17 protein-coding genes are annotated in these 20,459 nt (G+C 72.8%); 7 read left to right on the plus strand and 10 right to left on the minus strand.

The window, feature by feature from the left end; translation table 11 throughout:
* Positions 1-37 precede the first annotated feature (37 nt).
* Together FB458_RS03130 and FB458_RS03135 are read right to left on the minus strand one after the other, a co-directional pair.
* Positions 38-1,432 (minus strand): aspartate aminotransferase family protein, encoded by a 1,395-nt coding sequence (locus tag FB458_RS03130; protein ID WP_425460833.1) that lies wholly within the window; start codon positions 1,430-1,432, stop codon positions 38-40.
* Between the two features lie 11 nt (positions 1,433-1,443).
* A complete protein-coding gene (locus tag FB458_RS03135) occupies positions 1,444-2,316 on the minus strand; it encodes an LLM class F420-dependent oxidoreductase (RefSeq protein WP_141846691.1) in 873 nt (290 codons plus the stop codon).
* Between the two features lie 125 nt (positions 2,317-2,441).
* Between FB458_RS03135 and zwf the strand changes: the two genes are divergently transcribed.
* Entirely contained in the window at positions 2,442-3,848 is a 1,407-nt protein-coding gene (gene zwf, locus FB458_RS03140; protein WP_211356139.1) for a glucose-6-phosphate dehydrogenase, read from the plus strand.
* 177 nt (positions 3,849-4,025) lie between these two features.
* Positions 4,026-6,005 carry a S53 family peptidase gene (locus FB458_RS03145; protein ID WP_141846695.1) on the plus strand — a complete coding sequence of 660 codons (1,980 nt, stop codon included), beginning with the start codon at positions 4,026-4,028 and terminating at the stop codon, positions 6,003-6,005.
* 520 nt (positions 6,006-6,525) lie between these two features.
* On the opposite strand, the gene FB458_RS03150 is transcribed toward FB458_RS03145, so the two are convergent.
* Positions 6,526-7,485, minus strand: coding sequence for a lysylphosphatidylglycerol synthase domain-containing protein (locus FB458_RS03150; RefSeq protein WP_141846697.1), 960 nt, complete (start codon positions 7,483-7,485; stop codon positions 6,526-6,528).
* 38 nt (positions 7,486-7,523) lie between these two features.
* Between FB458_RS03150 and FB458_RS03155 the strand changes: the two genes are divergently transcribed.
* Both FB458_RS03155 and FB458_RS03160 read left to right on the plus strand, forming a co-directional pair.
* Positions 7,524-8,630, plus strand: coding sequence for a glycosyltransferase (locus FB458_RS03155; RefSeq protein ID WP_170185554.1), 1,107 nt, complete (start codon positions 7,524-7,526; stop codon positions 8,628-8,630).
* A gap of 33 nt (positions 8,631-8,663) precedes the next feature.
* The gene (locus tag FB458_RS03160) at positions 8,664-9,416 is read left to right on the plus strand and encodes a class I SAM-dependent methyltransferase (protein ID WP_141846698.1); all 753 of its coding nucleotides are present in this window, start codon (positions 8,664-8,666) and stop codon (positions 9,414-9,416) included.
* A 52-nt stretch (positions 9,417-9,468) separates the two neighbouring features.
* Here the strand turns inward: FB458_RS03160 and FB458_RS03165 are convergent, their stop codons facing one another.
* The 5 genes from FB458_RS03165 to FB458_RS03185 all read right to left on the minus strand — a co-directional run bounded on the left by FB458_RS03165 (position 9,469) and on the right by FB458_RS03185 (position 13,666).
* A complete protein-coding gene (locus FB458_RS03165) occupies positions 9,469-11,886 on the minus strand; it encodes a phosphoketolase family protein (protein ID WP_141846700.1) in 2,418 nt (805 codons plus the stop codon).
* 79 nt (positions 11,887-11,965) lie between these two features.
* Complete coding sequence (locus FB458_RS03170; RefSeq protein ID WP_246061036.1) at positions 11,966-12,493, minus strand: DUF6328 family protein; 528 nt, start codon at positions 12,491-12,493, stop codon at positions 11,966-11,968.
* A complete protein-coding gene (locus FB458_RS03175; protein ID WP_141846705.1) occupies positions 12,456-12,905 on the minus strand; it encodes a hypothetical protein in 450 nt (149 codons plus the stop codon). The genes FB458_RS03170 and FB458_RS03175 overlap by 38 nt, the downstream gene beginning before the upstream one ends.
* Complete coding sequence (locus FB458_RS03180) at positions 12,902-13,384, minus strand: pyridoxamine 5'-phosphate oxidase family protein (RefSeq protein ID WP_141846706.1); 483 nt, start codon at positions 13,382-13,384, stop codon at positions 12,902-12,904. Before FB458_RS03180 ends, FB458_RS03175 begins: the two co-directional genes overlap by 4 nt.
* 9 nt (positions 13,385-13,393) lie before the next feature.
* Positions 13,394-13,666, minus strand: a complete 273-nt coding sequence (locus FB458_RS03185) for a DUF7218 family protein (protein WP_141846708.1) — start codon at positions 13,664-13,666, stop codon at positions 13,394-13,396.
* A 73-nt stretch (positions 13,667-13,739) separates the two neighbouring features.
* Between FB458_RS03185 and FB458_RS03190 the strand changes: the two genes are divergently transcribed.
* Positions 13,740-14,621, plus strand: a complete 882-nt coding sequence (locus FB458_RS03190) for a DUF72 domain-containing protein (RefSeq protein WP_246061037.1) — start codon at positions 13,740-13,742, stop codon at positions 14,619-14,621.
* A complete protein-coding gene (locus FB458_RS03195; RefSeq protein WP_170185504.1) occupies positions 14,618-15,304 on the plus strand; it encodes a class I SAM-dependent methyltransferase in 687 nt (228 codons plus the stop codon). Before FB458_RS03190 ends, FB458_RS03195 begins: the two co-directional genes overlap by 4 nt.
* On the opposite strand, the gene FB458_RS03200 is transcribed toward FB458_RS03195, so the two are convergent.
* Positions 15,243-16,556, minus strand: a complete 1,314-nt coding sequence (locus FB458_RS03200; RefSeq protein WP_141846712.1) for a YbiU family protein — start codon at positions 16,554-16,556, stop codon at positions 15,243-15,245. The genes FB458_RS03195 and FB458_RS03200 overlap by 62 nt on opposite strands.
* A 100-nt stretch (positions 16,557-16,656) precedes the next feature.
* On the opposite strand from FB458_RS03200, the gene FB458_RS03205 reads away from it, so the two are divergent.
* Positions 16,657-17,787, plus strand: coding sequence for an ROK family protein (locus FB458_RS03205; RefSeq protein ID WP_141846714.1), 1,131 nt, complete (start codon positions 16,657-16,659; stop codon positions 17,785-17,787).
* 1,048 nt (positions 17,788-18,835) lie between these two features.
* On the opposite strand, the gene FB458_RS03210 is transcribed toward FB458_RS03205, so the two are convergent.
* Positions 18,836-20,158 (minus strand): hypothetical protein, encoded by a 1,323-nt coding sequence (locus FB458_RS03210; RefSeq protein WP_170185555.1) that lies wholly within the window; start codon positions 20,156-20,158, stop codon positions 18,836-18,838.
* Positions 20,159-20,459: the final 301 nt, after the last annotated feature.

Consider the following 20,459-nt stretch of genomic DNA (forward strand, 5'->3'; position numbering starts at 1 on the left):
GGCGCCGTACGGCGTCGTCCGGCGTCGTCCGGCGTCGTCAGCCGGTCGTGGAGCGGTCCGCGACCTCGAGCGCCTCGTCGAGGATGGCCAGGCCCTCGCGGACCTCGTCGGCGGTCGTCGTCAGCGGCGGCACGACGTGCGTGGTGTTGAAGTGCACGAAGGGCAGCAGCCCACGCTCCTTGCAGGCGGAGGTGAAGGCGGCCATCGGCGCGTTCGCCTCACCGGTCGCGTTGTAGGGCACGAGCGGCTCGCGGGTGGTCCGGTCGCGGACCAGCTCGAGGGCCCAGAAGACGCCGAGCCCGCGCACCTCCCCCACCGACGGGTGGCGCTCCATCAGCGCGCGCAGACCGGGGCCGATGACGTCGGTCCCGAGCGCGCGGGCGTGCTCGACGATGCCCTCGTCCTCGTAGATCCCGATCGACGCGATCGCGCTCGCGCAGGCCAGCGGGTGCCCCGAGTAGGTGAGGCCCCCGGTGAACGGCCGGGTGCGGAAGGTGTCGGCGATGGCCGGCGAGATCGCGACGCCGCCGAGCGGGACGTAGCCGGAGTTGACGCCCTTGGCGAAGACGAGCAGGTCGGGGACGACGCCCCAGTGGTCGACGGCGAACCACTCGCCGCACCGGCCGAAGCCCGCCATGACCTCGTCGCTGATCATGACGATGCCGTGCTCGTCGCACAGGTCGCGCACGCCCTGCAGGTAGCCGTCCGGCGGCACGAGGATGCCGTTGGTGCCGACGACGGTCTCGAGCAGGATCGCGGCGATGCTGGCCGGCCCCTCGACCATGAGCACGTCGCGCAGGTGCTGCAGCGCGCGCTCGCACTCCTGCTCGGCGCTCTCGGCGTGGAAGGCCGAGCGGTACGGGTACGGACCCCAGAAGTGCACGACGCCCGGCATCCCCGGCTCGGTCGCCCACCGGCGCGGCTCACCGGTCGCGGCCATCGAGCCGGCCGTCCCGCCGTGGTAGCTGCGGTAGGCCGCCAGCACCTTGTGCCGGCCGGTGTGCACGCGCGCCATCCGGATCGCGTTCTCGTTGGCCTCGGTCCCGCCCGTGGTGAAGAAGACCATGTCGAGGTCGCCCGGGGTGCGCTCGGCGATGAGCCGCGCGGCCTCCGAGCGCACGTCGACGCTGTACGCCGGCCCGAGCGTCGCCATCCGCGCGGCCTGCTCCTGGATGGCCGCGACCATCCGGGGGTGCTGGTGGCCGAGGTTGGCGTTGACCAGCTGGCTGGTGAAGTCGAGGTAGCGGCGGCCCTCGGTGTCCCAGAGCCACGAGCCCTCGGTGCGGGCGACCGACATCGTGTCGGCGCCGGCGAGGCCCCAGGCGTGGAAGACGTGGTCCTTGTCGTGGCGACGGACCGTCTCGCCGTCGGTGGGCGCGGAGAACGTCGTCGGCTGAGGCATCGTCGTCGGGCGGTCGTCCAGCTGGGTCATCGCCGGTCTCCTCAGATCTCGGTCAGTCGCGGGGCCACCTGCTCGCCGAAGCGCGCGACGTAGCCGGCCGGGTCGGGGGTCACCGCGCGCAGGTGGATGTGCTCGACGCCCAGGGCGGCGTAGGACTCGGCGACCCGGAGGAAGCCGTCGACGTCCTCGAGCGGGTCGACCTGCGGGCCCATGACCGTCTTCTCGATGGTGTCGTAGTCGCGCCCGAGGGTGTCGCAGTGGCCGCGCAGGACCTCGAGCTTGTGCTGCAGGGCGTCGGCGCCGTCGACGATGAGGTTGGTCGCGTCGCCGTACTGCGCGACGAGCCGCAGGGTCTTCTTCTCGCCCGAGCCGCCGATGACGATCGGCGGGTGCGGCTTCTGGATCGTCGTGGGGACGTTGATCGTCTCGGCGAGGTGGTAGTGGGCGCCGTCGTACGGGCCCTCGTCCTCGCCCCACATCTGGTGGAGGATCTGCAGGGTCTCCTCGAGCCGCTCGAAGCGCTCCTTGACCGGCGGGTAGGGGACGCCGAGCGCGAGGTGCTCGCGCTCGTACCAGGCGGCGCCGATGCCGAGGAACGCGCGGCCCTCGCTGAGGACGTCGAGGGTGCTGCCGATCTTGGCCAGCAGCCCGGGGTGGCGGTAGGTCACGCCGGTGACGACCGTGCCGAGCCTGATCCGCTCGGTCACCGCGGCGACGTACCCCAGGGTCGTGTAGGCCTCGAGCATCGGGTCGTGGGCGGTGCGGAAGAACTCCATCTGGAACCAGTGGTCCATCACGGTGAACCAGGAGGCGCCGGCCGCCTCGGCGTTGACCGCGGTGGCCCGCAGGGCGGGGGCGTACGACGCCGGCCCGTCCGGGAGGTTGAAGTCCATGAAGTGGAAGCCGAAGCGCATGACCCCAGTCTGCACCCGGGCCGTGGAAGCATGACGGTGTGACGTCTCCCGTGCAGACCATCGCCTACCCCTCCCCCTCGGCCCGACCGCGACGCGACTCCCGCAGCGGGCTCGAGCCGCACGTCATCGTCCTCTTCGGCGCCTGCGGCGACCTGGCCCGGCGCAAGCTGCTCCCGGGCATGGCGCACCTCGTGCTGTCCGCCCTGACGCCCGACATCCGCGTCGTCGGCACCTCGCTGGAGGAGATGGACGACGAGGCGTTCCGCACCTTCGCGGGCGCGGCCGTGCGCGAGTTCGGCGACCAGGGCCTGACCGACGAGCAGTGGGCCGACTTCGCGTCGAAGCTGCACTACGTCCCGACCAGCGCCGGCGCCGAGGGTCTGCGCGAGGTCGTCACCGCCGTCGAGGCCGAGCTGGGCGAGTCGACCCGGCGGCTGCACTACCTCAGCGTCCCGCCGAAGGCCGCGCCGGTCGTCATCCAGACCCTGCGCGACGCGCAGCTGGTCGAGCGCTCTCGGGTCGTCATGGAGAAGCCGTTCGGCACCGACCTCGACAGCGCGATCCTGCTCAACGACCAGGTGCACGAGACCTTCGACGAGAGCCAGATCTTCCGGATCGACCACTTCCTGGGCAAGGAAGCGGCGCAGAACATCCTCGCGTTCCGTTTCGCCAACGGGCTGTTCGAGCCGATCTGGAGCCGCACCTTCATCGACCACATCCAGATCGACGTCCCCGAGACGCTCGGGCTCGACCGGCGGGCCGGGTTCTACGAGTCGACCGGCGCCTACAAGGACATGGTCGTCACCCACCTCTTCCAGGTGCTCGCCTTCGTCGCGATGGAGCCGCCGACCGCGCTGGAGCCGCGGGCGATCAGCGAGGAGAAGAACAAGGTCTTCCGCTCGCTCCTGCCGATCCAGCCCACCGACGTCGTGCGCGGGCAGTACACCGGCTACCGCGAGGAGGAGGGCGTCGCGCGCGACAGCGACACCGAGACCTTCATCGCCCTCAAGTGCCACATCGACAACTGGCGCTGGGCCGGCGTGCCCTTCTACCTGCGTACCGGCAAGAAGATGGCCGAGGGGCAGCGGATCATCTCCATCGCCTTCCGCGAGGCGCCGAAGTCGATGTTCCCCGCCGACTCCGGCGTCGGCACCCAGGGCCCGGACCACCTGACCTTCGACCTGGCCGACGAGTCGAAGGTGTCGCTCTCGTTCTACGGCAAGCGCCCCGGGCCGGGGATGAAGCTCGACAAGCTGTCGATGCAGTTCTCCACCCGCGAGAGCGTCCACGCCGTCGACGTGCTCGAGGCCTACGAGCGGCTCATCCTCGACGCCATGCGCGGCGACCACACGCTGTTCACGACGGCCGAGGGCATCGAGTCCCTCTGGGAGCGCTCGATCCCGCTCCTGGACAACCCGCCCGCGGTCAAGCCGTACCCGCCGGGCAGCTGGGGACCCAACGCGGTGCACCAGCTCGTCACCCCGCACGCCTGGCGGCTGCCCTTCGAGCGGGCCTGGCGCGACCACAAGTGAGGTCGTCCGGCCTGTCAGGTGGCGCTCAGGGAAACCGCAGGCAACCCACACCGCAAACCCCTTAGGTGCGCGACGGAACCGACCTAGCGTCGGGGCACCCGAAACATTTCCTGTCGTCGGGCGCAGGGGGTCTGCACAGGATCTCGCGCGCCCGGCGGCCTTGACGCGAGGATGTTCATGAGCTCTGCCTTCTCGCGCGCTTCGGCGCGCCGGGCGATCGTCGGCTCCACGGCCCTGGCGCTGTGTGGCCTCGGCCTCGCGGCGGCCCCCCAGGCCGACGCCGCCGGTCAGCACACCGCGATCGCGAACACCGTCCCCCGCTGGTTGGGCCACGCCCAGCAGCAGGCCACTCCCGCCGCCGCCTCCGCGGCCCGCCACGAGGTGCGGGTCTACCTCGCGCCGCAGGGCGGCCTCGACGCGGTCAAGGCGAAGGTCGCCGCGCTGTCCGACCCGCAGTCGCCGCAGTACCACCAGTGGCTGACCACGGCCCAGTACGACCGGCAGTTCGCACCGACCGCGGCGCAGGCCGACCAGGTGTCGTCGTACCTGCGCTCGCAGGGCCTGACGGTGACCGGGGTCGGCACCGGCCGCCGCTACGTCACCGCCACCGGCACCGCCCGGCAGCTGGGCGCCGCGTTCGGCACGAGCATCGCCACCTTCCGCCACGACGGGCAGACGGTCACGGCCAACACCTCCGCCGTCAGCCTGCCCTCGTCGGTCGCCGGTGCGGTCCTCACGGTCACCGGCCTCGACTCGACGGTCGCCAAGAAGACGCCCGACCACGTCGTCCCCGGCGCGAACGCCGCCGCCGACGCCGCCAACGCCACGAACCTCGCGCCGAACGTCAAGCCGCCGGCCGGGTTCGTCAACGCCCGCCCGTGCGCGATCAACTTCGGCACCCCGCTCGCGACGTACCAGGCCGACTTCAAGACCCCCCTGCCGCAGTTCATGGGCAAGACGCTGCCGTACGCCGTCTGCGGCTACACCGGCCCGTCGTACCGCGCCGCCTACGAGGGCGGCAGCACCCTGGACGGTGCCGGTGTCACCGTCGCCATCACCGACGCGTACGCCTGGCAGAAGATGGCCAAGGACGCCAACACCTACGCCGTCAACCACGGCGACGGCGCCTACGCCCCCGGCCAGTACACCGAGAGCCTGCCCACCGACTTCACCCACCAGGCCGCCTGCGGCCCCTCGGGCTGGTCCGGCGAGGAGAGCCTCGACGTCGAGGCCGTGCACGCCATGGCCCCGGCGGCGAAGATCCGCTACTACGGCTCGTCCTCGTGCTTCGACAGCGACTTCGCCGACACCCTCGCGCGCGTCGTCGACGAGAACAAGGCGCAGCTCGTCACCAACTCGTGGTCCGACGTCGAGGCCAACGAGTCCGCCTCCAGCATCGCGACGTACGAGCAGGTGTTCCTCCAGGGCGCGACCCAGGGCATCACCTTCCTGTTCTCCTCCGGTGACAGCGGCGACGAGCTCGCCAGCACCGGCATCAAGCAGGTCGGCTACCCCTCGTCCGACCCGTACGTCCTCGGCGCCGGTGGCACCTCGACCGGCATCGCCAACGGCACCGTCGTCTCGCAGACCGGCTGGGGCACCGAGAAGTACACGCTGTCCGCGGACGGCAAGAGCTGGAACCCGGTCGGCTTCGTCTACGGAGCGGGTGGCGGCTACTCGGCCCTGTTCAACCGCCCGACCTACCAGGACGGCGTCGTCTCCTCCAGCAACCGCGCGGTCCCGGACATCGCCATGGACGCGGACCCGACGACCGGCATGCTCGTCGGCCAGACCCAGTCCTTCCCCGACGGGGTCCACTACGGCGAGTACCGCATCGGCGGCACGAGCCTGGCCTCCCCGCTGCTGGCCGGCATGATGGCGCTCGCCGTCCAGAGCTCCGGCTCCGGTCTCGGCTGGGCCAACCCGACGCTGTACAAGCTCCAGTCGACGGCGTTCACCGACGTGACGCCGAAGACGGCCAACGGGGTCAAGGGCGCCGTCCGCGTCGACTACGCCAACGGCTTCGACGCCTCGAAGGGCCTGCTCTACACGGTCCGCACCTTCGACCAGGACTCGACGCTCTTCACGGCCAGGGGCTGGGACGACGTCACCGGCCTCGGCGTGCCGAACCCGGCGCTCTTCGCCGCGGTCAAGTAGTCGCGAGCAGATCAGCACGACGGGCGGGGCGTCCCCTTCGGGGGGGCGCCCCGCCTTCGCGTCCCCGGGGCGCGCACCGGACGGCCGGGTCGGCGAGCGGTCGCACCGGACGGACCGACAGGCAGTGCGCGTCGCCGTACGCCGCCGGACGCTCAGCGCGACCGCGGACGGGCGGCACTGCCTGTCCGTGCGGACACGACCCCTTTCAGGCGCCCGGACCAAGTCCCGTCCGGCTGTCAATCGCCCCGTCGGACGCCTGCGCTGAGCACGGACCGTCGCCCCACGCGGCGCCATTGACAGCCGGGCGGGACGGGGCGACCCAGACGCGGTCGCACCGGACGGACCGACAGGCAGTGCGCGTCGCCGTACGCCGCCGCGCGCTCAGCGCGACCGCGGACGGGCGGCACTGCCTGTCGGGGCGGACGCGCACCCGCCCAGGGACGACTTCTTGCTGCGGATGCGCCGTTCCGGGGCGCCGGACCGCCCAGGACGGGCACGTCCGGAGCACGACGTCGTCCCCTCAGGCGCCCGTACGACGCCCCGCCCGGCCGAGCAGGGCCCCGCCCAGCGCGAGCAAGGCGTCGACGACGATGAGGACGACGCGGGAGCCGACGATGACGGCGACGACGGGGCCGGACGGGATGAGCGTGCCCAGCGCGAAGCCGAGGACCACCTCGCGCATGCCGGCACCGGCGGGGGCGGGCAGGAAGAGCACACCGGCGCTGACCGCGAGGCCCATCGCCCCGATGCACAGGGCCAGGGTGCGCCCCGACAGGTCGCTCACCGCGGACGCCAGCACGAGCAGGTGCAGCCCGAGGAAGACCCACGACACCGTCGCCCACGCCGACGCGCGCAGGGTCGCCCGCCCGGTCATCCGCAGCCCGATCGGGGGCCGGCGCAGCAGCCGCAGGACGGCGTCGAGCAGCCACGGCAGGGTGCGCGGCAGCGCCAGCACGACGACGAGGGGCAGCGCGGCCAGGGCCCACCAGAACCGGCCCAGGGCCTGCGGCGACGAGAACGGCAGCAGCAGCCCCGCGACCACGAGCCCCGATGCGAGGCCGAGCACGAGGGTGACGAGGTTGGCCGCGACCATCGTGCGCCGGCTCGCGCCGCGGCTGCGGCCGGCCTCCATCTGCATGACGATCGGCCACACCGACCCGGGGAGGTACTTGCCCAGCTGGCTGACGAAGAAGACGCTGGCGGCGTCGCGGCGGGACAGCTCCACCCCGAGCCCGGCGAGGACGGCCCGCCACTGCAGCGCCGTCGCCCCGATCCCCAGCAGCCCGCACACGACGCTCAGCGCGAGGCCGCCCGGGCCGACCCGGTCGACGGTGTCGACGAAGGACTGGCGGTTGCGCACGACCGCGACGACGAGGGCCGCGACGACGAGGAGCAGCAGGGCGATGCCGACGAGGCGTCGTGCGCGCGACGGTCGGGGGGCGGGGTCGCCGCCGGTGCCCTCGGGGCCCGTGAGCGCCACCGTTCTCCTCTCCCTGCCGGACGTGACACCCTACCGCCATGCTCATCGCCGGCTTCGGCACCTACGACCGTGACCGGCACCCGCGGACCGGGATCGTCCTGGACGGCTTCCGCGACCTCGGCGACGAGGTGGTGGAGCTCGACCGCCCGCTCGGCTTCAGCACCGCCGAGCGGGTCGAGATGCTGGGCAAGCCGTGGCTCGCGCACCGGCTCGCGACCCGGCTGGTCCGTCGCTGGGCCCAGCTGACCGGTGACCGCCTGCGCCTGCGCGGCCGGCGTCCCGACGCGGTCGTCGTCGGCTACCTCGGTCACTTCGACGTCGTCCTCGCCCGGCTGCTCTTCCCCCGCACCACGGTGGTCCTCGACCTGCTGATCTTCGCCGCCGACACCGCCTCCGACCGGGGGGTGCGCCCCAGCGCGAAGCTGCGGCTGCTCGGGGTGCTGGACCGGCTGGCCGTCCGCTGCAGCGACGTCGTCCTCGTCGACACGCAGGAGCACGCCGTGATGCTCACCCCGACGGAGCGCCGCAAGGGAGTCGTCGTGCCCGTCGGCGCGCCCGACGCGTGGTTCGCGCCCGAACCCCCGCCCGCGGGGGGCGCGGACGGTCCGCTGCGCGTCCTCTTCTACGGACTCTTCACCCCGCTGCAGGGCGCGCCGGTCATCGGGCGCGCGCTCGCGCTGCTCGCCGCGCGCGGGGCCGACGTGCAGGTGACGATGGTCGGCGGCGGCCAGGACCTCGAGCGCACGCGCGAGCTGGCCGGACCGGACAACCCGCTGGTCACCTGGCACGAGTGGGTCGAGCCCGACCGGCTGCCCGTCCTGGCCCGCGAGCAGGACGTCTGCCTCGGCATCTTCGCCGACTCCGGCAAGGGCCTGCGGGTCACGCCCAACAAGGTCTACCAGGGCGCCGCCGCCGGGTGCGCCGTCGTCACCTCCCGCACGCCGCCGCAGGAGCGGGCCCTCGGCGACGACGCGCTGCTGGTCGCGCCGGGCGACGCCGACGCCCTGGCGGAGGCGCTAGGGTCGCTGGCAGCCGACCGGGCGCGGGTGCTCGAGCTGCGCCGTCGCGCCTGGGCGCGCGCCGACCGCGACTTCCGTCCGGCCCGGGTCGCCGCCGCCGTCCGGCCGGCCCTGACCCGCCCCTGACCCACCCCCACCGATCGACCCCCCGAGGACCGCGTGAGCACGACCCCGCCCGCCCCGCTCCCCCCGAACGCCCGGCTGCGCTGGTCGGTCGTCGACGCGGCCGTACGGCGCCTGGCCCCCGCCTCGATCCTCGAGATCGGCTGCGGGCAGGGCGCGTTCGGCGCCCGCCTGGCCCCCCGGGCCGACTACCTCGCGGTCGAGCCCGACCCGACGTCGTACGCCGTCGCGCGGCGGCGCATCGAGGCCGCCGGCGGGCGGGTGCTCAACAGCACCGACGACGGGGTCCCGGAGGGTCGTCAGGTCGACCTGCTGTGCGCCTTCGAGGTCCTCGAGCACCTCGAGGACGACCGGTCGGCGCTGCGCTCGTGGGTCCGCCACGTCCGCCCCGGCGGGCACGTGCTCGTCTCGATGCCGGCCTTCCAGGAGCGCTTCAACCCCTGGGACACCCTCGTCGGGCACTACCGGCGCTACTCCCCCGACCAGGTGCGCGAGACCTTCACCGCCGCCGGGCTCGAGCCGGTCGAGGTGACCGTCTACGGGTGGCCGCTCGGCTACGCGCTCGAGGGGGTGCGCGGCATCGTGGCCAAGCGCAAGGGCGTCGGCGCGGAGCACGGCGGCCCCGCCGACGACATGGCGCAGCGCACCGCCGGCAGCGGGCGCATCCTGCAGCCCAAGGCGCTCGTCGGGACCGCGGTCAGCGCGGCCACCGTGCCGTTCACCTGGCTGCAGCGGGTGCGGCCCACCGCCGGCACCGGGGTCGTCGGCCTCGCCCGCGTCCCCTCCTGACCCTCGTCGGCCCCGCCGGCCCCGCCGGCCCCGCCGGCCCCGGTCGACCCGGTCAGCCCGGCGCCGAGTCGTCCCCGGTCCCGCCGGCGGTCTCCCAGCCCCACGCCTTGATCTCCGGCAGGTCGTCGCCGACGGTCCGGACGTAGCGCCGGTGCTCGATGAGCGCGTCGGTCCACCGCTCGCGCGCGTGCCCGCCGACGTCCCGCAGCCGCGGCACCCGGTCGACGACGTCGATGGCGAGGTGGAAGCGGTCGATCTCGTTGAGCACCGCCATGTCGAAGGGCGTCGTCGTCGTGCCCTCCTCGCGGAAGCCGTGGACGTGGATGTTGGCGTGGTTGGTGCGCCGGTAGGTCAGCCGGTGCACGAGCGTCGGGTAGCCGTGGAAGTTGAAGACGACGGGCTTGTCGCGGGTGAAGAGGGCGTCGAAGGCCGCGTCGGACAGCCCGTGCGGGTGGGCGCGCTCGTCCTGCAGCCGCATGAGGTCGACGACGTTGACGAAGCGGACCTTGAGGTCGGGGAAGGCCTGCGTGAGCAGGCGGGTGGCGGCGAGCGCCTCCATCGTCGGGACGTCGCCGGCGCAGGCCATGACCACGTCGGGCTCCACCCCGGTGTCGGTGCTGGCCCAGTCCCAGACGCCGATCCCCTTGGTGCAGTGGGTGATCGCCTCGTCCATGGACAGGTACTGCAGCGCCGGCTGCTTCCCGGCGACGATGACGTTGACGTACTGCCGCGAGCGCAGGCAGTGGTCGGCCACCGAGAGCAGCGTGTTGGCGTCCGGCGGCAGGTAGACCCGCGCCACGCTGGCCTTCTTGTTGACGACGTGGTCGAGGAAGCCGGGGTCCTGGTGCGAGAACCCGTTGTGGTCCTGGCGCCAGACGTGCGAGGTCAGCAGGTAGTTCAGCGACGCCACCGGGCGTCGCCAGGGGATGCCGTTGGTCGTCTCGAGCCACTTCGCGTGCTGGTTGACCATCGAGTCGACGATGTGGACGAAGGCCTCGTAGCAGGAGAAGAACCCGTGCCGCCCGGTGAGCAGGTAGCCCTCGAGCCACCCCTGGATCGTGTGCTCGGAGAGGATCTCCATGACCCGGCCATCGACCGCGAGGTGGTCGTCGTCCTCCTCCGTGCGGGCGTTCCACGCACGGTCGGTCACCTCGAGCACGGCGTCGAGCCGGTTGCTGTTGTTCTCGTCCGGTGAGAGCACCCGGAAGCTGTCCGGGTTGTCGCGCATGACGTCGCGCAGGAAGCGGCCGAGGACGCGGGTCGCCTCCTCCTGGTCGACACCCGGCTCCTTCACCTCGACCGCGTGCTCGCGGAAGTCGGGCAGCCTCAGCGGCTTGAGCAGCAGACCCCCGTTGGCGTACGGCGTCGCGGACATGCGCCGCTCGCCCTCGGGGTGCAGCCCGGCGAGGTCGGGCCGTGGGGCGCCGTCCTCCCCGAAGAGCTCCTCGGGACGGTAGGAGCGCAGCCACTCCTCGAGCAGCCGCAGGTGCTCGGGGTTCTCGCGGACGGCGGCGAACGGCACCTGGTGCGAGCGCCAGTAGCCCTCGGTGCGCTTGCCGTCGACCTCCTTGGGCCCGGTCCAGCCCTTCGGGGAGCGCAGCACGACCATGGGCCAGCGCGGCCGGTCGCGGCCGTCCTCGGGGGCGTCGCCGGCGCGGGCCGCCTGCTGGATCTCGTGGATGCGGTGCAGGCAGTGGTCGAAGGTGGCGGCGAGCTGCTGGTGCATCGTCGCCGGGTCGTCGCCCTCGACGACGTACGGGTCGTGGCCGTAGCCGCGCAGCAGCGACAGCAGCTCGTCCTCGGGGATGCGGGCCAGGACGGTCGGGTTGGCGATCTTGTAGCCGTTGAGGTGCAGGATCGGCAGGACGGCGCCGTCGCGCCGCGGGTCGAGGAACTTGTTGCTGTGCCAGCTCGCGGCGAGCGGCCCGGACTCGGCCTCCCCGTCGCCGACGACCGCGGCGACGACGAGGTCGGGGTGGTCGAAGGCGGCGCCGTACGCGTGGCTGAGCGCGTAACCGAGCTCGCCGCCCTCGTGGATCGAGCCGGGGGTCTGCGGGGCGACGTGGCTGGGGATGCCACCGGGGAAGGAGAACTGGGTGAAGAGGCGCTTCATCCCCGGCTCGTCGTACGTGATCTCGGGGAACACCTCGCTGTAGGTCCGCTCGAGCCACGCGCACGCGACGGCGGCTGGGCCGCCGTGACCCGGGCCCATGACGTACATCATCTGCTGGTCGCGCTGCCGGATGAGCCGGTTGAGGTGCGTGTAGAGGAAGGTCAGGCCCGGGGTCGTCCCCCAGTGGCCGAGCAGCCGCGGCTTGACGTGCTCCGCCCGCAGCGGCTCGCGCAGCAGCGGGTTGTCCATGAGGTAGATCTGCCCGACCGAGAGGTAGTTCGCCGCGCGCCACCAGGCGTCGAGGCGGGCCAGCTCGTCGGGGTCGAGGGGGGCCTGGTCGGCGAGGGTGGTGGGCATGACGGCCTTCCATCGGGGTGGTCGCGGGACGACGGGCAGGTCGGGCGACGACGTTCTCCTACCCCCTCCCGCGCACGGCTCACCGGGGCGGGGGTGTCCGCCTGATGGCGCGCACGGGGACGAGCAGCCACACGACCAGGAACAGGATGAGGGCGCACCCGGAGGCCACGACACCGACCAAGGTCCCGCCGACGAGCCCGTAGATGAGCAGGACGACCGCGACGACGGTGAGGGCGAGCGCGACGAGCCCGGCCTTGGCCAGGCGGTCGGCGTCGCGGACGAGCACGTCCTTCTCGTGGCGCCGGAACAGGATCCGGTGCGCGCTGACCGGGGCGACGACGAGGACGGTCGTCGTCGTCGACAGCGCGACGGCGACGAGGAAGACGCCGTGCAGGAAGGGGGACAACGAGGCGAAACGCTGCTGGAAGGGCAGCGTCAACAGGAAGCCGGCGAGGACCTGGATGCCGGTCTGGGTGACCCGCAGCTCCTGGAGCAGCTCGCTCCAGTTGCGGTCCAGCCGCTCGGTCGGGGTCTCGTCGCGGCCGTCCCCGTCCGGGTCGGGTGCGCCCTCAGGCACCGTCGACCGGCCGGGCCTCGTGGTGCTCACGGCCGTGGGTGCGACGGTCCTCCTTCATCTCCGCCTCGAAGAGGTGCCGCTTGCCCCCGACGAGCTGCTCTCGGGCGGCCCGTTCGTGCTCGCGGAAGGCCGTCCAGTAGCCGTCGTCGTACTCCTCGACGACCTGGAAGGTCCAGCGGCCCTGGATGACGTTGCGTCCCACGAGGTCGGTCTCGATGCTCTCCGCGAGGTCGGCGTGCCCGGCCTCGCGCAGCAGGTCGACGGCCTCACCGAGGGCGAGGTCGGCCGACCCGCTCATCCGGTGGAAGGCGTAGAGGTGGCCACGGGCGTCCTCCACCGTCTCCAGGGCCTCGGAGAGCTTGCCCAGCGCCTCGACGGTCGTGTCGTCGACGCCGTCGGGGCGGGTGTGCGCCGCGTCGGGGCCGTCGGGCGCGTCGCTCACGTGAGGTCGACCGTGTCGCTGTCACCGGCGTCCGGGGTGGAGCCGGTGACCCGGGCCTTGAGCATCGAGACGAGCATCCGCGCGCGGCCGGGGCTGTCCCAGTACTGCGCCGACTCGCCCTCGACCTTGACGGCGACGACCGCCGGGTCGTCCTTGCCGTCGGGGAACCAGGCCTCGGTCATCTCGTTCCACAGCTCGTCCTTCTTCGCCGCGTCCTCGACCACGCTGGCGGTGCCGGCGACCGACAGCCACGCCGTCGCCCCGGCCCAGGTGACGTTGACCTTCGGCTGCGCCTGCAGGTTGGTGACGGTCTCCGACTCGCGGTGCACGAGGAACCAGGCGTCGCCGTCGAACTCCGCCTCCTGCGTGGTCATGGGCGCCGCGTGCAGCGCGCCGTCAGGCGCCACCGTGGTGAACATCGCGGTGCGCTCGGACTTCATGATGTCGCGCACGGTGGTCAGGTCCTGGTCGTCGCTCATGCGTCCTCCTCAGCTGTCGCGCAGCGCGTGGATGAGCTGCGACTTGGTCATGGTGGAGCGCCCGGAGATGCCGATCTCGCGGGCGCGTTCGAGCAGGTGCTGCTTGGTCCAGTCCTCGTAGTCCCCGCTCCGGCCGCCCTTGCGGCCGACGCTCGAACGGGAGGTCGCCGCGGCGGCGTTGGCGATCCGCGCGGACTTCTGCTTGCTGTTGCCCTCGTCGCGCAGCTTCTCGTAGAGCTCCGGGTCCTTGACGGACGGGCCGGGGGTCTCCTTCTTCGGCACCTGGGCCTCCTCGTGACGCTGGGTCGGGGACGAACCGGGTGTACCCCGGTGACCGCCCGGGCACACCAGGGCGGTGCCGACACAGGAACCGCCCGAGGCGACGCCGTGCGCGCGCCGGCCCGGGGTGATCCGCGTCGGGACCTCGGGCTGGCGCTACCGCGCCTGGCGCGGCGACTTCTACCCGGCGGGGCTGCCGCAGCGGCGCGAGCTGGAGCACCTGGCCGAGCACACGGACGCCGTCGAGCTCAACGGCTCGTTCTACTCGCTCCAGCGACCGGGCAGCTGGGAGGCCTGGGCGCGGGCGGTGCCGAAGGACTACCGCTTCGCGGTCAAGGGCAGCCGGTTCGTCACCCACCTCAAGCGACTGCACGACGTCGGGCCGGGGCTGGCGAACTTCTTCGCCTCGGGCGTGCTGCTCCTCGGCCCACGGCTCGGACCGCTGCTGTGGCAGCTGCCGCGGACCCTGCCCGCGGACCTGCGGCTGCTCGACGCGTTCGCGGACACCCTGCCGCGGACGACCGCCGAGGCGGTCGGGCTGGCGCGCGGGCACACCCTCGCCGACGACCGCGTGGGCTGGCCGACGACCGGGCGCTCGCATCGGCTGCAGCACGTCCTCGAGCCACGGCACGCGTCGTGGGCCGAGCCGTCCGTGGTGCGCCGGCTGCGTCGCCGGGGCCTGACCGTCGCCGTCTCCGACAACCCCGGCCAGTGGCCGGTCCTCGACGTCGACACGACCCGGGTGCGCTACGTGCGCCTGCACGGTCACACCGACCTCTACACGAGCGGGTACGACGCCCCCGCCCTCGGCGAGTGGGCCCGGCTGGCCCGGGCGTGGGCCGACGCCGGGCAGGACGTGTGGGTCTTCTTCGACAACGACGCGCGGGGCCGGGCGCCGCACGACGCCGTCGCGCTGCGTCGCGAGCGCGGCCTGCCCGGTGCCATGCTGCCCCCGTGAGCGACGAGGAGAGCCCTCAGGACGTCCCGCCGGCGCGGTTCACCCGCGAGTTCTGGGACGCCCGCTACGCCGGGTCGGACCGGGTGTGGAGCGGGCGGGTCAACGCGCGGCTGGCGGAGCACGCCACCGACCTTCCCCCGGGCCGGGCGCTCGACGTCGGGTGCGGCGAGGGCGCGGACGCGATCTGGCTCGCCGGTCGCGGCTGGCACGTCGACGCGGTCGACGTCTCGCCGGTGGCGCTGGACCGTGCCGCCGAGCACGCGGCGCGGGTCCTGTCGGACGGGGCCGCGGCGCGGATCGCCTGGCAGGAGCACGACGTGCTCGCCTGGGCGCCGGACGAGGCGTCGTACGACCTCGTCAGCGCGCAGTTCCTGCACCTGCCGCGCGAGCCGCTCCAGGCGGTGCACCGGCGGCTCGCCACCGCGGTCGCCCCGGGTGGGCGGCTGCTCGTCGTCGGCCACCACCCGGCCGACGCGCACGGACCGCACGGGTCCGACGCGTGGCGACCGACGGCGGACGAGGTGCTGGTCGCCCTCGCGCCGGATCCCGCCGGGTGGGAGGTCCTCGTGCGGGACGCCCCCACCCGCGAGCACGCCGGCGGTGACGGTGGGGTCGTCACGCTCACCGATGCGGTGCTGCTCCTGCGGCGTCGAGACCCAGCCCGCGACGACCGGTCGCGTTGAGCTCGGCCTCGGTGAACCGGCCGACCCAGTCGCGCTCGTAGTCCTCGGCCGGGAAGTCCGAGGGGCTGGAGCCGGTGGCGAACGCCTCGCGCACCGAGGCGGCGTACGTCTCGTTGCGGGGGCACCACGGCGCGGCCGGGATGTACATGACGTTGCCCCAGCCGCGCTGGTCCTGGACCGACGCGACGCTGTGGATCATGTCGCAGTGCCACCAGACCGAGTCCCCGGCGCGCACGTCGGGGATCCCGGACAGCGCCTCCATGAGCAGGCCGTGGTACTTGTCGCCGGCCGGGAAGACCTGGTTGACGGTGACGCCGCACATGTCCTCGTCGTCGACGTCGTCGAGCAGCGGGCGGAGCATGAGGTAGCCCATCGCCTCGGGGATCGGCACGGTGTGCAGCACGCCCTGGTCGTGGGCCATGTCCGACAGCGCCGTCCAGCCCTGGAAGGTGCGGAACGCCGAGCACATCGTCGACCCGGGGTACTGCGGGCCGGCGGTGCGGTACGCCGCGTCCCACGGGTCGTACTGCTCGACGCTGCCGTCGAAGAGGTGCCGGAAGGCCTGCTGGTAGGCCTGCGTCATCCACAGGTCGAGGGTCCCGGGGTCGAGGTGGGTGCCGAGGCCGGCGCTGTCGGCGCCCTCCGGCCGCCGACGGATCCGGTCCGGGTAGAGCGAGTCGCGGTCGGGGTCGAACCAGCGCCTGCCCTCGGAGTCGTAGCGCCACAGGTGGTTGAGGAAGGACTGGACCCGGGCGGTGCGCTCGCTCTGCCGGGCCAGCATCTGCGGGCGCGACCAGTAGATCGGGTAGATCTCGGGCTTCGAGCCGACGCTGCCGAAGAAGTCGTCGCCGGGGCCGCGATAGGTCTCGAAGAAGCGGTTGGTCTCGACGTAGTCGACGACGTCGCGGTCCCAGGCCAGGGCCTGCTCGTGCTCGACGTGGCCGCGGACGACGAGGCAGCCGCGCCGCGTGACGTGGGCGACCTGCTCGGGCGTGACCCGCCCGGCCTCGAGGTCGGCGTAGGCGATCTCGGGCCAGACCTGCTCGCCGCGGGCCTTCGTCGCGACGACGTCGTCGACGGCAGCCCGCACGCGCGCCTCCATGACGGCGAAGACCTCCTCGACCGTGCGGCCGGACGCCTCGATCCGGGCGCGGATGGCGGCCTTGACCTCGCGGGTGGCTTCGCCGAGATCGCTGGGGGTGCTCTCCCAGTGCGGCAGCTGCGGCAGCCGGGTCGTCGTCGTGGCGGTCATCGGGCTCTCCTCTTCCGGTAAAGTACTCTTACTCGATGGCGAGGATAGCGCGTGTCGCGCGATCCAGGAAGAGTCCCTTACCGGACGCTAGGCTGCTGTCGTGGCCCCCGACGACCGCCCCTCCCCCGCCGTCCTGCGCGGGATCACCGACGAGACCGTGCTGCGGGCCCTGCTGGGGGCCGGGCGGGCGACGCGGGCCGGGCTCGCCGCGACGACGGGGCTGTCCAAGCCCACCGTCGCCGACGCCGTACGACGCCTGGCCGAGCTCGGTCTCGTCCGCGACACCGGTGAGCGCACGACCGGACGCGGTGGGGTCGGGACCTACTACGAGGTGGACGACGCGGTCGGCTCGGCGCTCGCCGTGACCATCGCCCCCGAGGGCGTCGTCGCGCTCGCCGTCGACGTGCGGGGGCGCGTGCGAGGGCGGGGTGAGCGGGCCGTCGAGCGCCCGGCGCCGGCCGCCGCGGTGCGGCGGCGACTGACCTCGGCCGCGCGGGCCGCGGTGGCGGACCCGACGGGCGGCTCCGCCCGGCTGGCCGTGGTCAGCGCGGCGGACCCCGTCGACCGGGCCACCGGACGACTGGTCCACCTGCCCGACGCCCCCTTCCTCGTCGGCGACCTCGACCCGGTGGCGGCGCTCCGCCCGGTCGTCGAGGGCGAGGTGTCCGTCGACAACGACGTGACCTGGGCGGCCCGGGCCGAGGTCGCCGCCCGGCGCGCGGCCGGCCGGCCGGGCGACCACCTGGCCCACCTCTACCTCGGCGAGGGCCTGGGCGCCGCCGTCGTCGCCGACGGCGAGGTGCGTCGGGGTCGGGACGGTCTGGCCGGCGAGGTGGCGCACCTCGTGACGACCGGGCCCGGGGGGCGGGCGATGCCCCTCGTCGAGGTCGTCGGCCGGCTCGGGCTGCACCGCCCGGGGACGACGACGGTCGACCTCGACGCGGCGCGCGCCGCCCTGCGCGACGCCCGGTCGCGAAGGGCCCTCGCGACCGCGCTGGCCGGGGTCGTCGCCGCCCTCGTCGCGGTCGCCGACCCCGGCACGGTGGTGCTCGCGGGGCCGTGGGGCGCGGACCCGCGCCTGCAGGACGCCGTACGGGCGGCGGTGGGGGCGAACGCCCGCCCGGTCGCCGTCGAGGGGCCGGTCGCCGCGCCCGGCGCCGCGCAGGAGGCGCTGGTCGCCGCCGCCGTCACCGCGCTGCGCGACGACCTCGCCCGCCGCGCCCGCGCCTGACCGACGTCTTCTTGCTCCGGATGTGCCCGGATCGGCGTCGCCGACGGCGGATCCGGGCACATCGGAAGCAACAAGACGTCTCTCGGACCGCAGCAGAAGGGCCCCGGCGCGACGCGTCTGCGTCGGACCGGGGCCCTTCGTCGTGCCGGTGGCGGGTGGTCCGCCTGACCCCCTGCAAGGTTTGCGACGCGTCTTCACGGCTGACGCTCGGATCCCCAGGTCCTGCCCCGGGTCGTTCCCCAGATCTGCACGCGCCACGGACCACCAATCTCGACAATGGGCTCAACAAACGGGCACCCTCCTTGACCCGATCGAAGCACACGGGAAGGAAGCCGCGATCGAGGCACCCGTAAAGGGCCTGCCCCAGAGGGCAGGCGACCCGGCAAAACGTCCGCGCGTGAAACTCCCCATCGTGCCTAAACGACGGGCCGGCCCCGAAGGGCCTGCGACGCACAGCGTCGGCCTGGCTCGCCGTCATCTACCAGGACCGGCCCCAAGGAAGGGCCCACCCCAATGGGCCGGCGACCACCAGCCCGGGACGAGTCGAGGGTCATGAAGACGCCTCAGTGAAGGGCCTGCAACCTCATGCCAGCTGGTCCTCCTGGTCCGAGACGACGCCTCAATGAACGGGCGGACCTGGAGGGCAAGCGCCCCTCTATCGCGTTGCGTTTGCACGCGCCGATCACGCCTCAATAAAGGGCCGGCCCCTAGGGGCCAGCGACCACTCGCGAGGGCGACAGCAGGCCGTGCGACTGCAAGCCTCAATGAAGGGCCGACCCCCGGGGGCCGGCGACGTTAGTTGCACTACACGACAGAGCCAACATCTTCCCGCCTCAATGAAGGGCCGACCCCAAAGGGCCGAGGACAGCTGACCGGCGACAGGCCGGATGCGCGCCGGCGCGACCTCGTCGAGGGCCGTACTCGACGGCGGTGCCGGTGTCCCGTTCGTCCTTGATGCGCCGGTGTCCGCGCCGGTAGCGGGTCGCGGTAGTGTCGATGAATGCTGGCCCGGTCGGGGTCCGCTCGAGGTTCTGGAGTTCGTGGAGTCTCACTGAGCCCGTGTCTGGCCTGTCGGGGGAAGCGATTGAACCCCTGCAGGGTTCTCCCCCTGGAGGAGTTGAGTGAGCGGCATGACGGGCGAGACGGTCGGCTCGGTCGGAGGTTGGTAGAGCATGTCCCCGAGGGCTTCTCTGGCAGCGAGGTAGTCGGGTGTCGGTCCCTGGTAGGGGTCGATCATCCGCCAGTAGTAGAAGGCGCGGCGGTCGGAGGCGAGGCGTTCGAGGTGGCCCGGCTCGAGGTCGAGGGCAAGTAGCGACAGGCCAGTGGCAAAGGGGGTGACGGTCCAGCCGTCGAGGGTGCCGGCGCGGGCGAGGTGTCGGTCGGTGACGATGAGGTAGGGGCTGACCTCAGGGACCTGGTCTCGGAGGGCGTCGCGGTTGAGCCATCCGTCCCAGTCTTCGGCGCCGTTGATGGCAGAGTTGAACGCGGTGCCGGGGTAGATCGCCCCGCCGTCGAGGTCGGGCGCGAACCTGGCGGCGACGGCGAGAAGGCACTGGATCTTGGCGGCCGCGGTCGCTGGTCCGTGATGGACCCAGCTGCAGATGCCTCCCGCTCGGAACGCGACGCCGCTGGCGCAGGCGTCGGGGGCGTCGTTGATCGTGCTGGCGGAGTGCGTGCTGGTGCGCAGCTCGACCAAGTGGATGCTCAACAGCTCCAGAGCCTCCCGCAGCGCCGCGGGGGCATCGGCCCGCAGGACGCGGGTAGCGCGGAAGTCCTCCAGCAGCATGGCACCGAACGGCGTGGCAAGGATCTGCTCGGGGGTGGGGGCACCCCAGGCGGGGTCGAAGACGAACTCGGTGGCGGCGGCCGTGACCTTCTCGGTCATGGCGTCCGAGGCGCGCCACGTCATGAGGGGGGCGCCCCATTCGTTGCGGGGTCCCTCGGCGAGGGTCGACGTCATAGGAAGCGCCAGGACGAGGGCCGGCGTGCTGGGTAGCCGATGAAACCCGTCCTCGGGGAACCTCGCCGCCTGCATCGACACCACCAGCCGGCCCCCGACGTTGGCGAGCTGTGGGGCATCGGTGAGGGCCTGGACGATCCGTTCGAGTCGCTCGCGCCAGGGTGTGTCCAGCCATACCGACAAACCCTCGGACGTGATGTGCAGGGCCCTCGTGGGCCAGATCGCCGACCCCTCCCCTTGACCGACGAGGCCGGCGTCGAGGATGACCTCACGAACCGCTCGTGTCAGCGACGGGGCCGGCGCCCCGTCGATTTCTCCGGTGATCACCACATCGATCGCGTCCCCGACAATCCGCTTGGCTACCCGCCCACGCCTCCGCGCCAGCTCGTCCCAGTCGACAACCACGTCCACAACCTCATCCTCCCAAGGCCTTGTCCACCTCTTGACACTGTTTGTCCATTATGTCATGTTTCAGGCGCTAGCACCTGGACTGGATCAGGTGCGTGATCAGGGGGCCCGGATGACGTTCAGGACTCGCGCGACATGGACTGCGCTTCTCGCGTTGATTGCATTGGTCGCGAGCCTTGCGATTCAGCAGCCAGCGTTCGCGCTCCCCAGTGCGGATCTCAGCGAGATTTGTACAGAGGGTAATACCCTGTTGTCGACCACGGCTCGACAGAGCGCATCTGCCGGCACTTGTGTTGCTGGCCAT

The sequence above is a fragment of the Lapillicoccus jejuensis genome, assembly GCF_006715055.1.
GTDB lineage: Bacteria > Actinomycetota > Actinomycetes > Actinomycetales > Dermatophilaceae > Lapillicoccus > Lapillicoccus jejuensis.

Excerpts from the sequence above, each read along its gene's own strand:
- FB458_RS03130 (WP_425460833.1), bottom strand. The coding sequence starts at position 1,432 with ATGACCCAGCTGGACGACCGCCCGACGACGATGCCTCAGCCGACGACG.
- FB458_RS03135 (WP_141846691.1), bottom strand. The coding sequence starts at position 2,316 with ATGCGCTTCGGCTTCCACTTCATGGACTTCAACCTCCCGGACGGGCCG.
- FB458_RS03145 (WP_141846695.1), top strand. The coding sequence starts at position 4,026 with ATGAGCTCTGCCTTCTCGCGCGCTTCGGCGCGCCGGGCGATCGTCGGC.
- FB458_RS03155 (WP_170185554.1), top strand. The coding sequence starts at position 7,524 with ATGCTCATCGCCGGCTTCGGCACCTACGACCGTGACCGGCACCCGCGG.
- FB458_RS03165 (WP_141846700.1), bottom strand. The coding sequence starts at position 11,886 with ATGCCCACCACCCTCGCCGACCAGGCCCCCCTCGACCCCGACGAGCTG.
- FB458_RS03180 (WP_141846706.1), bottom strand. The coding sequence starts at position 13,384 with ATGAGCGACGACCAGGACCTGACCACCGTGCGCGACATCATGAAGTCC.
- FB458_RS03200 (WP_141846712.1), bottom strand. The coding sequence starts at position 16,556 with ATGACCGCCACGACGACGACCCGGCTGCCGCAGCTGCCGCACTGGGAG.